Raw genomic sequence first — 15471 nt, forward strand, 5'->3', positions numbered from 1 at the left:
ATGTACGGTTGAGGTGGTATAGTCTGCGCCACTCAATGGTCGGCTCTGCGACACGCTTCGCGCCGGCGGTGACGTTAAGCCGTGATCGTTCACGGCTTTTTACGTTAACGGGATCCGATGTTATGGAAGGACTGTTGTATTTCTTACTTGAGGAAATAAGTACGCGTTATGCCGTCCGATAATCAAAAAAATGCCGATAATCTGTCGTTTGCCAGGCCGCGGCATGTTGCCATCATTATGGATGGGAATGGCCGCTGGGCGAAAAACCGAGGAAAACTACGGATATTCGGCCATCAGGCTGGTGTGAAATCTGTACGTCGGGCGGTGAGTTTCGCCGTTAGCCATGAACTTGATGCATTAACGCTTTACGCGTTCAGCAGTGAAAACTGGAACCGTCCCGCCCAGGAAGTGACCGCATTGATGGAACTTTTCGTCCGGGCGCTGGATAGTGAAGTAAAAAGTCTGCATAAACATAATGTTCGCTTGCGTATCATTGGCGATATCAGCCGGTTTGGTCCGCGTTTACAAGAACGTATTCGCCGTTCGCAAGCGCTGACAGAAAATAATCAGGGCCTCACACTGAATATTGCCGCGAATTATGGCGGCCGTTGGGATATCATTCAGGGAGTAAGGCGGCTTGCAGAGCAGGTGCAGGAAGGCGCATTACGTCCTGACAGCATTGATGAAGAGTCTTTATGCCAATATATTTGCCTGAATGAACTGGCCCCGGTCGATTTGGTAATCAGAACCGGTGGAGAACATCGCATAAGTAACTTTTTACTGTGGCAGATCGCTTACGCCGAGCTTTATTTTACTGATGTCCTCTGGCCTGATTTCGATGAACAAGTTTTTGAAGGTGCGCTGAATGCATTTGCACAACGCGAGCGTCGCTTCGGGAGAACAACACCTATCGATGCGGATGCATCCTAGGGGGAACTTTTGCTGAAGTATCGCCTGATTACTGCTTTAATTTTAATTCCGATCGTTATTGCGGCATTGTTTTTGCTGCCCCCGCTTGGATTTACGCTGGTTACGCTGGCCGTCTGTATGCTGGCCGCCTGGGAATGGGGACAACTGTCAGGGTTTGTGTCCTATAGTCAGCGGCTCTGGCTGGCTATTTTGTGTGGTTTCTTACTGGCGCTAATGCTGCTGACCCTTCCCGCCTATCATTATTCGGTTTATGTTCTGCAAATCAGCGCGGCGCTCTGGATAGCGTTGATCTGGTGGAGCGTTGCGTTATTTCTGGTGCTGTTTTATCCCGCTTCCGCATCGTTGTGGCGGCACTCACGCATTTTGCGGCTGGTATTCGGGCTTGTTACGATCGTGCCTTTTTTCTGGGGCATGGTCGCGCTGCGCCAATATAACTATGATGTTAATCCTTTTACCGGCGCATGGTGGTTGTTGTACGTTATGTTGCTGGTGTGGGGGGCGGACAGCGGCGCCTACCTGTTCGGCAAACTGTTTGGCAAACGTAAGCTGGCGCCAAAAGTTTCGCCGGGAAAAACCTGGGAAGGTCTTATCGGCGGGCTGGTCACATCGGCGGTGATTTCCCTGTTGTTCAGCCGTTATGCGCCATTGACGGTATCGTCATCAACGTTGCTGATCTGTTCTATTGTAGCGGCGTTGGCTTCGGTGCTGGGTGATTTGACCGAAAGTATGTTCAAGCGAGAGGCCGGGATTAAAGACAGCAGTCATTTGATTCCCGGACACGGCGGCGTATTGGATCGCATTGATAGCCTGACTGCGGCCGTACCGGTGTTCTCCTGCCTGATGTTGTTGATATTTAAAGCTGTTTAGGATGAAACGGTAAAATATGATGAATTTCCTCTGGAGTCTGGCCGCCTTTATCATCGCACTGGGTGTGTTGATTACCGTGCATGAATTTGGTCACTTCTGGGTAGCTCGTCGGTGTGGCGTCAAGGTTGAGCGTTTTTCTGTCGGCTTTGGCCGGGCCTTGTGGCGTCGTCGGGATAGACTCGGCACAGAATATGTCATCGCCCTGATCCCGCTTGGCGGCTATGTCAAAATGCTTGATGAGCGCGTCGATACCGTAGCGCCAGAGCTTCGCCATCAATCATTTAATAGCAAGACTGTCTGGCAACGTGCCGCTATTGTCAGCGCGGGGCCTGTTGCCAATTTCCTTTTTGCCATCGTTGCGTATTGGCTGGTATTTATTATCGGCGTCCCCGGCGTTAAGCCAGTGGTTGGTGAAATATTGCCCAACTCCATCGCTTCCCAGGCGGAAATGTCGGCAGGAATTGAACTAAAGTCGGTTGACGGCATCGAAACGCCTGACTGGGATACGGCGCGTCTGGCGCTGTTAGGCAAGATTGGCAGCCAGGAAGTGGTGATTGATGCCGCGCCGTTAGGTTCCAGTCAAATCGTGCGGAAAACGCTGGATTTGCGTGACTGGCAGTTCGAGCCGGATAAACAGGATCCGGTGATGTCGCTGGGGATGGTGCCTCGCGGACCGCAGATTGAAGCGGTGCTGACTCAGATCCAACCTGGGTCGGCGGCGGAAAAAGCGGGTTTGCAAGTTGGAGACAGGATAGTTAAAGTCGGCGGGCAGGATTTAACGCGTTGGCGTGATTTTGTCGCCGCCGTGCGTGATAATCCGGGGCAGCCTATTGCGTTGGATGTCGAAAGGGACGGATCAACGTTACCTCTGACGCTGACGCCGGACAGTAAATCTGTCGGCAATGGCAAGGTCGAAGGACTGGCGGGCGTGTTGCCGAGCGTGGCGCCGCTGCCTGAAGAATATAAAACGGTGCGTCAGTACGGGCCGTTTAGCGCCATCTATCAGGCGACGGATAAAACCTGGCAATTGATGAGATTGACCGTCAGTATGTTGGGCAAACTGGTAACGGGTGATGTTAAGCTGAATAACCTGAGCGGTCCGATTTCGATTGCGCAGGGGGCGGGAATGTCAGCGGATTACGGATTAATCTATTACCTGATGTTTTTGGCCTTGATCAGCGTCAATCTGGGGATCATCAATCTGTTCCCTCTGCCGGTGTTGGATGGTGGACACCTGCTCTTTCTTGCCGTTGAAAAAGTGAAGGGCAGGCCGGTTTCTGAGCGTGTGCAGGATTTTAGTTACCGCATCGGCGCTGTATTGCTGATGTTGTTAATGGGGTTCGCACTTTTCAATGATTTCTCTCGCCTCTAGGCGCGGGATTAGGTTAGGAAAAACGCATAACAACGATGGCGATGAAAAAGTTGCTCATAGCGTCGCTGCTGTTTAGCAGCGCCACCGTATACGGTGCAGACGGGTTCGTAGTGAAGGACATTCATTTCGAGGGCCTGCAACGGGTTGCCGTCGGGGCGGCATTACTCAGTATGCCGGTCCGCGTTGGCGATACCATCAGCGATGATGATATCGGTAATACCATCCGTGCCTTGTTCGCTACCGGAAATTTCGAAGATGTCCGCGTCCTGCGTGATGGCGAAACGCTGATCGTGCAGGTGAAGGAGCGGCCGACCATCGCCAGCGTCACTTTCTCCGGCAACAAGTCGGTAAAAGACGACATGCTGAAGGAGAATCTGGAAGCATCCGGCGTGCGGGTTGGCGAAGCGCTGGATCGGACGGCGCTTTCCAGCATCGAGAAAGGTCTGGAGGATTTCTACTACAGCGTGGGCAAATACAGCGCGTCGGTGAAGGCCGTCGTCACGCCGTTGCCCCGTAACCGCGTCGACCTGAAATTGGTGTTCACGGAAGGCGTTTCCGCCAAGATTCAGCAAATCAATATTGTCGGTAATAAAGCCTTCAGTTCCGATGAACTGATTTCCCAGTTCCAACTGCGTGATGAAGTGCCGTGGTGGAACGTGGTGGGTGATCGCAAATACCAGAAACAGAAACTGTCCGGTGATTTGGAAACGCTGCGGAGTTTCTACCTTGATCGCGGTTATGCCCGTTTCAATATTGATTCGACACAGGTCAGCCTGACGCCTGACAAAAAAGGCATCTACATCACCATCAACATGACGGAAGGCGATAAATACACGCTTTCCGGCGTGGTTGTTAACGGCAACCTGGCCGGTCACTCCGCGGAAATTGAAGGATTAACGAAAATCGAGCCGGGCGAGTTGTATAACGGCGCCAAAGTGACCCGAATGGAAGAAGACATCAAAAAGCTTCTGGGCCGCTATGGTTACGCTTATCCGCGCGTTGTCACTCAGCCGGAAATCAATGATGCCGATAAGAGCGTGAAACTGAACATCAACGTTGATGCCGGTAACCGCTTTTATGTTCGTCGCGTCCGTTTCGAAGGCAACGATACTTCCAAAGATTCCGTCTTGCGCCGTGAAATGCGTCAGATGGAAGGCGGCTGGCTAGGTAACGATCTGGTTGAGCAGGGTAAAGAGCGTCTTAACCGTCTGGGGTACTTTGAAAGCGTTGACGTGGAAACGCAGCGCGTGCCGGGGACCGCCGATCAGGTGGATGTGACCTATAAAGTCAAAGAGCGTAACACCGGTACATTTAATTTTGGCGTAGGTTTCGGTACGGAAAGCGGCGTCAGCTTCCAGGCGGGCGTCCAGCAGGATAACTGGCTGGGTACGGGTAACTCCGTGGGCATCAGCGGTACGAAAAACGATTACCAGACCTATGTTGAATTGTCGCTGACCGATCCGTATTTCACGGTCGATGGCGTCAGCCTCGGCGGTCGTATTTTCTACAACAAATTTGAAGCCTATGATGCGGATCTGTCCGACTATACCAACGTCAGCTATGGCATTGGCAGTACGTTGGGCTTCCCGATCAACGAGAATAACTCGCTGCGCTTAGGGCTGGATTATATCCACAATGACCTGTCGGACATGAAACCGCAGGTTGCTATGTGGCGTTATCTGGATTCCGTCGGCGTTAACCCGGATGTGGTTACCGAAAACGACAAATCCAGCGCTGACTTCAAAGCGGATGATTTCTTCCTGAATACCGGTTGGTCGTACAACAATCTGGATCGCGGTTATTTCCCGACCAAGGGGACGCGTGCTTCCGCCAACGCCAAAGTGACGGTTCCGGGATCGGATAACGAATATTACAAGCTGACGTTTGACTCGGCGACCTATTATCCGTTAAGCGAGAGCGGACAATGGGTCATTATGGGACGCACCCGCGCGGGTTACGCCGATGGTTTGGGCGGTAAAGAAGTGCCGTTCTACGATAACTTCTACGCGGGTGGTTCGAGCACGGTGCGCGGCTTCCAGTCAAATACCATCGGTCCTAAAGCGGCGTATTATCAGTGCGCTGCCGGCGCGACTTCTTACGCTAATTGTCCGATTGATAAAGAGAATCTGGATGATGCGGTCGGCGGTAACGCGATGGCGGTCGTCAGTGCCGAACTGATCGTGCCGACGCCGTTTATCAGCGACAAGTATGCCAACTCGGTTCGAACTTCATTCTTTATTGATGGCGGTACCGTTTGGGATACCAACTGGGAAAACACCCAGGCCACGATTGATGCGGGCGTGCCTGATTACAGCAAGCCGGGCAATTTCCGTGTATCCAGCGGGATCGCCTTGCAATGGATGTCTCCGCTTGGGCCATTGGTGTTCTCCTATGCCCAGCCGGTTAAAAAATACGATGGAGACAAGTCGGAACAGTTCCAGTTTAATATTGGCAAAACCTGGTAATGTGACGTCGGCAGGTCGTATGCAAGACAAATCGTATGGCGGAAATAGCCAGGGATCCTGATAATGCTATGACGTTATACACATTGAATGTGTCAAGACACAAATTAGGTTAGGTTGAGGAGTTTATAGTGAAAAAGTGGTTGTGTGCCGCAGGCCTCGGTTTAGCAATGGCTGCCTCTGCAAGCGTTCAGGCTGCTGACAAGATCGCGGTTGTTAACGTATCCAGTATTTTCCAGCAGTTACCGCAGCGTGAAACGGTCGCCAAACAACTTGAGAACGAGTTCAAAGGCCGCGCTTCCGAGTTGCAGACAATGGAAAACAGTTTACAGACCAAAATGCAGAAGTTGCAGCGTGATGGTTCTACCATGAAAGCGAGCGATCGCAGCAAAATGGAAAAAGACATCATGGCGCAACGGGAGCAGTTCTCTACAAAAGCGCAGGCTTTTGATCAGGACAACCGTCGTCGCCAGATGGAAGAGCGTAATAAAATCCTGAGCCGTATTCAGGATGCGGTAAAATCGGTTGCCAGCAAAGAAGGTTATGATGTTGTGATTGACGCCAACGCCGTTGCGTATGCCGCCAATGCAAAAGACATTACTGCCGATGTGCTGAAACAGGTTAAATAATACATGTATTCAATTCGACTGGACGCGTTAGCCCAACAGTTGGATGCACAATTACACGGTGATGGCGATCTCGTCATCACCGGCGTTGCTTCTATGCATTCGGCAAAAGCAGGACAGATTACGTTTCTGTCTGACAGCCGCTATCGTGAGCAATTGACGGGGACTAAGGCTTCCGCCGTGGTGCTGACGGAAGCGGATTTACCTTACTGTCAGGTTGCTGCGCTGGTAGTGAAAAATCCTTATCTGACTTATGCGCGCATGGCGCAGTTGATGGATACCACGCCACTGCCGGCAGCGGATATCGCGCCCAGCGCGGTGATTGCGCCAGACGTCGCATTAGGCAGACAAGTGGCGATCGGCGCAAACGCGGTGATTGAATCCGGCGCACAACTGGGAGATGGCGTGATCATCGGTCCGGGTTGCTTCATTGGTAAAAATGCCCGTATTGGCGCTGGCACCCGGCTTTGGGCGAATGTCACGGTTTATCACAATGTTGAACTGGGTGAACAGTGTCTGATTCAGTCTGGTGCGGTGATCGGCGCTGACGGCTTTGGTTATGCCAACGATCGCGGCAACTGGATCAAAATCCCGCAACTGGGTACGGTCAGAATTGGCGACCGGGTTGAAATCGGCGCCAGCACCACGATCGATCGCGGCGCGCTGGACGATACCATCATCGGTAATGGCGTCATCATTGATAATCAGTGTCAGATTGCGCACAACGTTGTGATTGGCGACAATACGGCGGTCGCGGGCGGCGTCATTATGGCGGGCAGCCTGAAGATTGGTCGTTATTGCATGATTGGCGGCGCCAGTGTGATTAACGGACACATGGAAATCTGCGATAAAGTGACCGTGACGGGGATGGGAATGGTCATGCGACCAATTACCGAACCTGGAGTATACTCTTCAGGTATTCCGCTACAACCCAATAAAGTTTGGCGTAAAACTGCGGCGCTGGTGATGAATATTGATGATATAAGCAAACGGTTGAAAGCCGTTGAACGAAAAGTCGATAACCAGTAATCATTAGCGTTCTCTTATTTGCGGCCTGCCTGAAGAACCCCCCTTTTTAGGGTCTGAGCAGGCCGTGTTGTTGATGGCATCATTTTTTTTGGACAGGAAGAGTATTTTGACTACTGACACTCATACTCTGCATATTGAAGAGATCTTGGAATTATTACCGCACCGTTTCCCATTTTTACTGGTTGATCGTGTATTGGATTTTGAAGAAGGGAAGTTTTTGCGGGCAGTGAAAAACGTCTCTTTCAATGAGCCTTTCTTTCAGGGCCATTTCCCAGGGAAACCGATTTTTCCTGGCGTGCTGATTCTCGAAGCCATGGCGCAGGCGACAGGGATTCTGGCGTTTAAAAGCGTCGGCAGACTGGAGCCAGGTGAGCTTTATTATTTTGCGGCAATTGATGAGGCGCGCTTTAAGCGCCCTGTGCAGCCAGGGGATCAAATGATCCTGGAGGTTGAATTCATTAAAGAGCGTCGCGGTGTTGCACGCTTTAAAGGTGTAGCCAAAGTTGATGGTGAAGTGGCCTGTGAAGCGTCAATGATGTGTGCTCGTCGTCGGGAGGCCTGATATCGTGATTGATCAAACCGCCTTTATTCACCCCAGTTCCATTGTTGAAGACGGCGCCATTATTGGTGCCGATGTTCATATTGGCCCATTCTGCCATATCGGTGCTCAGGTTGAGATCGGTGCGGGGACGGTGCTGAAATCGCATATTGTGGTCAACGGTATTACCCGGATTGGCCGCGATAACCAAATCTACCAATTCGTCTCCATTGGCGAAGTGAATCAGGATTTGAAATACGCAGGAGAACCGACTCGCGTTGAGATCGGCGATCGCAACCGTATTCGCGAAAGCGTCACCATCCACCGTGGCACGGAGCAGGGCGGCGGGTTGACTAAAGTCGGTAGCGATAATCTGCTGATGGTCAATGCCCATATCGCGCACGACTGCGTCGTTGGCGACCGTTGTATTTTTGCTAATAACGCGACATTGGGCGGCCATGTTTCCGTTGATGATTTCGCCATCATCGGCGGTATGACGGCGGTGCATCAGTTCTGTATTATCGGCGCGCATGTGATGGTCGGCGGTTGCTCTGGCGTCGTACAGGATGTTCCTCCTTATGTGATTGCGCAAGGCAACCATGCCACCCCGTTTGGTTTGAACATTGAAGGGCTGAAACGGCGTGGTTTTGACAAAGAAACCCTGCATGCGATCCGTAATGCTTACAAACTGCTTTACCGCAGCGGGAAAACGCTGGATGAGGTGAAACCGGAGATCGAAGCGCTGGCGGTGCAGTATCCCGCGGTTCAGGCGTTTACCAATTTCTTCGCGCGTTCTACCCGCGGCATTATTCGTTAATCTATGTCGAAACGTCCTTTAGTGATCGGATTAGTCGCCGGAGAAACCTCCGGCGATATTCTTGGCGCGGGCTTGATCCGCGCCCTGAAAGCACGGGCGCCGGATGCGCGTTTTGTCGGCGTCGCCGGGCCGCGTATGCAGGATGAAGGTTGCGAAGCCTGGTACGAAATGGAAGAACTGGCTGTCATGGGCATCGTTGAGGTGCTTGAGCGGTTGCCGCGTCTGCTCAAAATACGCCGGGATTTGACCCAACGTTTCACTGAGCTCAAGCCAGATGTTTTTGTCGGGATTGACGCGCCCGATTTTAATATCACGCTGGAAGGTAAGCTGAAACAGCGCGGCATCAGTACGATCCACTATGTCAGCCCGTCGGTCTGGGCCTGGCGTCAAAAGCGCGTTTTCAAAATAGGTAAAGCGACCAATCTGGTTCTGGCCTTTCTTCCTTTTGAAAAAGCGTTTTATGATCGTTTCAATGTTCCCTGCCGTTTTATCGGCCATACCATGGCGGACGCGATGCCGCTGCACCCGGATAAAATGGCGGCGCGAGCCACATTGGGCATTGAGCCGGACGCCTTGTGTCTGGCGTTGTTGCCGGGTAGCCGCGGTGCTGAAGTTGAAATGCTGAGCGCGGATTTTCTTCATACGGCAGCGCTGCTGAGGCAGCGGTTTCCGGCGCTGGAAATTGTGGCGCCGCTGGTTAACAGTAAACGGCGCGAACAGTTTGAACGTATAAAACAGGCGGTTGCCCCTGATTTGCTGGTGCATATGCTGGATGGTCAGGCGCGGGAAGCGATGATCGCCAGCGATGCCGCATTACTGGCGTCAGGCACGGCGGCGCTGGAGTGCATGTTAGCTAAATGTCCGATGGTGGTGGGCTATCGCATGAAGCCCTTCACTTTCTGGTTGGCGCGGAAACTGGTGAAAACGCCGTGGGTGTCCTTGCCGAATCTATTAGCCGGACGCGAACTGGTGAAGGAACTACTACAAACTGATTGCACGCCGGATAAACTGGCTGAAGCGTTACTGCCCTGGTTGACGGATGCCGCCAAGACAGCGGAGCTACAGACAACGTTTTTGGCGCTGCACCAGCAAATTCGTTGTAATGCGGACGAGCAGGCGGCCCAGGCGGTACTGGAATTGGTAAAATCATGAATGAGGCGTTTCTCTACCCGCAGGCGCACTGTATTGCGGGAGTTGATGAAGTCGGGCGCGGGCCGTTGGTTGGCGCGGTGGTGACTGCTGCGGTTATCCTTGACCCGGCCCGACCGATTATCGGTTTGGCTGATTCAAAGCAGCTAAGCGAAAAACGACGGCTGGCGCTTTATGATGAAATCAAAGAGAAGGCGCTATCCTGGAGCCTGGGTCGCGCCGAGCCTGAAGAAATCGATCAACTGAATATTCTGCATGCTACCATGTTGGCGATGCAGCGTGCGGTTGCCGGACTGACAATCACGCCTGATTTTGTGCTGATCGATGGTAATCGCTGTCCGGCTTTGCCAATGCCGGCGCAAGCGGTGGTGAAAGGCGATAGTCGTGTGGCGGAAATCAGCGCGGCTTCCATCATGGCGAAGGTCACGCGCGATCGTGAAATGGTGGCGTTGGATAAACTTTTTCCCGCGTACGGTTTTGCGCAGCACAAAGGTTATCCGACCGCTTTTCATTTAGAGAAACTGGCGTTGTTCGGCGCCACCGCGTTCCACCGTCGGAGTTTCGCGCCGGTTAAACGGGTGTTGGGGCTGGCGTAAAACGCCGTCATCATTAACTCTCAATGCTGTGATGCTATTATTGATTGCAGCGCTGTCTAATCGATAAATTCTGGGATCTGGCGATGGCCGAACCACGTTTTGTTCACCTGCGTGTTCACAGTGACTATTCCATGATCGATGGGCTGGCAAAGATCGGGCCGCTGGTCAAAAAAGCAGCGGCGCTGGATATGCCGGCGCTGGCGATTACCGATTTCACCAACCTGTGCGGACTGGTGAAATTTTATGGCGGCGCGCACGGCGCGGGCATCAAGCCCATTATCGGCGCCGATGTGTTGGTCGCCAGTGAAGAACTGGGTGATGAACTGGCGCAGCTTACGATACTGGCCATGAACAATGAGGGATACCAGAATTTAACCCTGCTGATTTCACGCGCTTATCAGCGTGGTTATGGCGCGGCTGGCCCGACAATCGATCGCGCCTGGCTCATTGAGCATCAGCACGGTCTGATTCTGTTATCCGGCGGGCGTCATGGCGATGTCGGCAAGTTCATGTTACGTGGCAACCAGATGCAGGCCGAGCAGTGTCTGGCCTTTTATCAACACTACTTCCCTGATCGTTATTATCTGGAATTGATCCGCACCGGTCGCCCCGACGAAGAAAGTTATCTGCATTCCGCTGTTGCGCTGGCGACCAAACACGGCATTCCAGTGGTGGCTACCAACGATGTGCGTTTTATCAGTGAAGAAGATTTTGATGCGCACGAAATTCGGGTCGCCATCCACGATGGCTATACACTCGACGATCCCAAACGTCCTCGCAATTACAGTCCGCAGCAATATATGCGCACGGCAGATGAAATGTGCGAGCTCTTTGCCGATGTGCCGGAAGCATTAATCAACAGCGTCGAAATCGCCAAACGCTGTAACGTCACTATCCGATTGGGCGAATACTTTTTGCCGCAGTTCCCCACCGGGGACATGAGCACCGAAGATTATCTGGTCAAACGTGCAAAAGAAGGACTGGAAGCGCGCCTCGAATTTCTGTTTCCTGAACCGGAAGTACGCGCACAAAGACGCCCCGAATATGATGAACGTCTGGATATCGAGCTGGGCGTTATCAACCAGATGGGATTCCCCGGTTACTTCCTGATCGTTATGGAGTTTATCCAGTGGTCCAAGGATAACAATGTCCCGGTGGGGCCGGGACGAGGTTCCGGCGCTGGATCGCTGGTGGCTTATGCGTTGAAAATTACCGATCTGGATCCGCTGGCATTCGACCTGCTGTTTGAACGTTTCCTTAATCCTGAACGTGTCTCAATGCCTGACTTTGACGTCGATTTCTGCATGGAAAAACGCGATCTGGTGATTGAACATGTTGCGGAAATGTATGGTCGGGATGCGGTTTCGCAGATTATTACGTTCGGTACGATGGCGGCGAAAGCGGTTATCCGCGATGTGGGCCGGGTACTGGGCCATCCCTACGGTTTTGTCGATCGTATTTCCAAACTGGTGCCGCCCGATCCGGGAATGACGCTGGAAAAAGCCTTTGCCGCCGAACCTCAGTTGCCTGAAATTTATGAGGCTGACGAGGAAGTCAAAGCCCTGATCGATATGGCGCGTAAGCTGGAAGGCGTGACGCGCAATGCCGGGAAACATGCCGGCGGGGTAGTGATATCGCCCACCAAAATCACCGATTTCGCGCCGTTGTATTGCGATGCGGAAGGTAATCATCCGGTTACTCAGTTTGATAAGAGCGATGTGGAATACGCCGGACTGGTTAAGTTCGATTTTCTTGGCCTGCGAACGCTGACCATCATCGACTGGGCGCTGGAAATGATCAATGCCCGGCGAGCGAAACAAGGACTGGAGCCGATAGATATCGCGGCGATCCCGCTTGACGACAAGAAGAGTTTTGACATGTTGCAGCGTTCGGAAACCACAGCGGTATTCCAGCTTGAATCGCGCGGCATGAAAGATTTGATCAAACGTCTGAAGCCCGACTGCTTCGAAGATATGATCGCATTGGTGGCGTTGTTCCGTCCCGGTCCGTTGCAGTCCGGCATGGTGGATAACTTTATCGACCGTAAGCATGGGCGTGAGGCGATCTCCTACCCTGATATCGAGTGGCAGCACGAATCGCTCAAACCTGTGCTGGAACCAACCTATGGTATTATTCTGTATCAGGAACAGGTAATGCAGATTGCTCAGGTTCTGGCTGGCTATACGCTGGGCGGCGCTGACATGTTGCGGCGAGCGATGGGTAAAAAGAACCCGGTTGAAATGGCCAAACAGCGCGGCGGTTTCGAAGAAGGCGCTAAATCGCGCGGTGTGGATGGTGAACTGGCGGTTAAAATTTTCGACCTGGTGGAGAAATTCGCGGGTTACGGCTTTAATAAATCGCACTCGGCGGCCTATGCTCTGGTTTCCTATCAAACCTTATGGCTGAAAGCGCACTATCCCGCGGAATTTATGGCGGCGGTAATGACCGCCGATATGGATAACACCGATAAGGTAGTCGGATTGGTTGATGAATGCTGGCGGATGGGGTTGAAAATCCTGCCGCCGGATATCAACAGCGGGCTTTACCATTTTCACGTCAATGATGAAGGTGAAATCGTTTACGGTATCGGGGCGATCAAAGGCGTAGGCGAAGGCCCGATCGAAGCCATTATCGAGGCGCGTAACCGGGACGGTTATTTCAAAGAACTGTTTGATCTCTGCGCCCGGACGGACATCAAGAAGCTTAACCGTCGGGTATTGGAAAAGCTGATTATGTCCGGGGCATTTGATCGTCTTGGCCCGCACCGCGCCGCGCTGATGAATTCGCTGGGCGATGCGCTGAAAGCGGCTGATCAGCATGCCAAAGCGGAAGCGATCGGTCAGGTCGATATGTTTGGCGTGCTGGCGGACGCGCCCGAACAGATTGAACAATCCTACAGTACGGTTCCGCCGTGGCCGGAACAGGTGGTGCTGGATGGCGAGCGGGAGACGCTGGGGCTTTATCTGACCGGCCACCCGATCACGCAGTATCTCAAGGAGATCGAACGCTATGCCGCCGGCTTGCGTTTGAAAGATATGCACCCGACGGAGCGGGGCAAAATGACCACTGCCGTCGGGCTGGTTTTGGCAGCCCGCGTCATGGTGACCAAGCGGGGAAACCGCATTGGCGTTTGTACGCTGGACGATCGTTCCGGTCGCCTTGAAATTATGCTGTTTACCGATGCATTGGAAAAATATCAGCATTTATTGGAAAAAGACCGTATTCTGATCGCCAGTGGACAGGTCAGCTTTGATGACTTCAGCGGCGGACTTAAAATGACCGTCCGCGAGTTAATGGATATCAGCGAAGCGCGGGAAAAATATGCGCGCGGGCTTGCTATCTCGCTGACTGACAGGCAAATTGATGACCAGCTATTAAACCGTCTTCGTCAATCGTTGGAACCCCATCGTTCGGGGACGATCCCAGTGCATCTCTACTACCAGCGGGAAGATGCGCGCGCCCGGTTACGTTTCGGCGCCGCATGGCGTATAACGCCAACGGACATGTTACTCAATGAGTTGCGTACATTAGTGGGTAATGAGCAGGTGGAACTGGAATTTGACTAATATAGGAATACTATGAGTCTGAATTTTCTTGATTTTGAGCAGCCGATTGCAGAGTTGGAAGCGAAAATTGACTCGCTGACCGCAGTCAGCCGTCAAGACGAAAAATTAGATATTAATCTGGACGAAGAAGTACAGCGTCTGCGTGAAAAGAGCGTTGAACTGACGCGTAAAATCTTCTCCGATCTGGGCGCCTGGCAAGTCGCGCAATTAGCGCGTCACCCGCAACGTCCGTACACGCTTGATTATATTAAGCATATCTTTACCGACTTTGATGAATTAGCGGGCGATCGCGCTTATGCAGACGATAAAGCGATTGTCGGCGGCATTGCGCGGCTGGATGGGCGTCCGGTAATGATCATTGGTCATCAGAAAGGACGCGAAACCAAAGAAAAAATTCGTCGCAACTTCGGTATGCCAGCGCCGGAAGGTTACCGCAAAGCGTTGCGCCTGATGGAAATGGCCGAACGTTTCAAAATGCCGATTATCACCTTTATTGATACGCCGGGCGCTTATCCTGGCGTTGGCGCGGAAGAGCGTGGTCAGTCCGAGGCGATTGCGCGTAACCTGCGTGAAATGTCGACGCTGCGGGTGCCTATTGTCTGTACCGTGATTGGCGAGGGGGGGTCTGGCGGCGCGCTGGCCATCGGTGTCGGCGATAAGGTGAATATGTTGCAATACAGCACCTATTCCGTGATTTCCCCGGAAGGTTGTGCCTCAATCCTGTGGAAAAGCGCGGACAAAGCGCCATTAGCCGCGGAAGCGATGGGCATTACGGCGCCGCGTCTGAAAGAACTGAAACTGATTGATTCGGTTATCCCTGAACCATTGGGATCGGCGCACCGGAATGTTGCTGCGATGGCGGTGTCCTTGAAAGCACAACTGCTGGCCGACCTGCTCGATCTGGATAGCCTGAGCGAAGAAGAATTGTTGAACCGTCGTTATCAGCGGCTGATGAATTACGGCTACTGCTGATTTTATTCATAATGCCGTCATTCAAAAGTCCGCTGTCAGCAATGAGAGCGGACTTTTTGCTATGCTGACGACGATCTGAGACGGCGCGGGAAGGCGCGTCCGGCAACGAGTCTACGATTATCACTAAATTTGTCATATACCGTACAAACAGGTGCTCATGCTAAAAATACTCGATATCCATCATGTGGCGATTATTTGCGCTGACTATCCGCGCAGTAAGGCATTTTACTGTGATGTGCTGGGTTTTTCGCTGAAAAACGAGGTATATCGCGCCGGGAGAGATTCGTGGAAAGGCGATTTGTCGTTGAACGACCGTTACGTCATCGAACTGTTTTCCTTTCCTTCTCCACCGCCGCGGGTCAGTCAGCCTGAGGCGTGTGGCTTGCGACATCTGGCCTTTGCTGTTGAGAATGTTGAGCAGGCGATGGCTTCGCTGGCTGATGCCGGTGTGAACTGCGAACCCGTGCGTATCGATCCTGAAACGCAGCGGCGGTTTACTTTTTTCTGCGATCCCGATGGATTGCCCTTAGAACTGTATGAGGTTTAA

At 52.6% G+C, this 15471-nt stretch carries 13 protein-coding genes; all 13 read left to right on the forward strand.

What is annotated here, in order from left to right:
* Nucleotides 1-168: 168 nt before the first annotated feature.
* Entirely contained in the window at nt 169-930 is a 762-nt protein-coding gene (gene ispU, locus NC856_RS11045) for a (2E,6E)-farnesyl-diphosphate-specific ditrans,polycis-undecaprenyl-diphosphate synthase (RefSeq protein ID WP_264090485.1), read from the forward strand.
* Nucleotides 931-939: 9 nt separating this feature from the next.
* A complete protein-coding gene (cdsA, locus tag NC856_RS11050; protein WP_264090486.1) occupies nt 940-1797 on the forward strand; it encodes a phosphatidate cytidylyltransferase in 858 nt (285 codons plus the stop codon).
* A gap of 16 nt (nt 1798-1813) precedes the next feature.
* Nucleotides 1814-3169 carry a sigma E protease regulator RseP gene (gene rseP / locus NC856_RS11055; RefSeq protein WP_264090487.1) on the forward strand — a complete coding sequence of 452 codons (1356 nt, stop codon included), beginning with the start codon at nt 1814-1816 and terminating at the stop codon, nt 3167-3169.
* A gap of 35 nt (nt 3170-3204) precedes the next feature.
* Nucleotides 3205-5634, forward strand: a complete 2430-nt coding sequence (gene bamA / locus NC856_RS11060; protein WP_264090488.1) for an outer membrane protein assembly factor BamA — start codon at nt 3205-3207, stop codon at nt 5632-5634.
* A gap of 128 nt (nt 5635-5762) precedes the next feature.
* On the forward strand, nt 5763-6260 hold the full coding sequence (gene skp / locus NC856_RS11065) for a molecular chaperone Skp (protein ID WP_264090489.1): 498 nt from the start codon (nt 5763-5765) through the stop codon (nt 6258-6260).
* 3 nt (nt 6261-6263) lie between these two features.
* Nucleotides 6264-7286: a UDP-3-O-(3-hydroxymyristoyl)glucosamine N-acyltransferase gene (gene lpxD, locus NC856_RS11070; protein ID WP_264090490.1), complete on the forward strand. Its 1023-nt coding sequence runs from the start codon at nt 6264-6266 to the stop codon at nt 7284-7286.
* Nucleotides 7287-7359: 73 nt separating this feature from the next.
* Nucleotides 7360-7848: a 3-hydroxyacyl-ACP dehydratase FabZ gene (gene fabZ / locus NC856_RS11075; RefSeq protein WP_264090491.1), complete on the forward strand. Its 489-nt coding sequence runs from the start codon at nt 7360-7362 to the stop codon at nt 7846-7848.
* 4 nt (nt 7849-7852) lie between these two features.
* Nucleotides 7853-8641, forward strand: coding sequence for an acyl-ACP--UDP-N-acetylglucosamine O-acyltransferase (gene lpxA, locus NC856_RS11080; protein ID WP_264090492.1), 789 nt, complete (start codon nt 7853-7855; stop codon nt 8639-8641).
* Nucleotides 8642-8644: 3 nt separating this feature from the next.
* Nucleotides 8645-9793, forward strand: coding sequence for a lipid-A-disaccharide synthase (gene lpxB, locus NC856_RS11085; RefSeq protein WP_264090493.1), 1149 nt, complete (start codon nt 8645-8647; stop codon nt 9791-9793).
* Nucleotides 9790-10386 carry a ribonuclease HII gene (gene rnhB / locus NC856_RS11090; protein WP_264090494.1) on the forward strand — a complete coding sequence of 199 codons (597 nt, stop codon included), beginning with the start codon at nt 9790-9792 and terminating at the stop codon, nt 10384-10386. Before lpxB ends, rnhB begins: the two co-directional genes overlap by 4 nt.
* A gap of 83 nt (nt 10387-10469) precedes the next feature.
* Nucleotides 10470-13952: a DNA polymerase III subunit alpha gene (dnaE, locus tag NC856_RS11095; RefSeq protein ID WP_264090495.1), complete on the forward strand. Its 3483-nt coding sequence runs from the start codon at nt 10470-10472 to the stop codon at nt 13950-13952.
* 12 nt (nt 13953-13964) lie between these two features.
* The gene (gene accA, locus NC856_RS11100) at nt 13965-14924 is read left to right on the forward strand and encodes an acetyl-CoA carboxylase carboxyl transferase subunit alpha (RefSeq protein ID WP_264090496.1); all 960 of its coding nucleotides are present in this window, start codon (nt 13965-13967) and stop codon (nt 14922-14924) included.
* Nucleotides 14925-15081: 157 nt separating this feature from the next.
* Nucleotides 15082-15471 carry a VOC family protein gene (locus tag NC856_RS11105; protein ID WP_264090497.1) on the forward strand — a complete coding sequence of 130 codons (390 nt, stop codon included), beginning with the start codon at nt 15082-15084 and terminating at the stop codon, nt 15469-15471.

Source organism: Brenneria izbisi (assembly GCF_025840185.1).
Taxonomy (GTDB): Bacteria; Pseudomonadota; Gammaproteobacteria; order Enterobacterales; family Enterobacteriaceae; genus Brenneria; species Brenneria izbisi.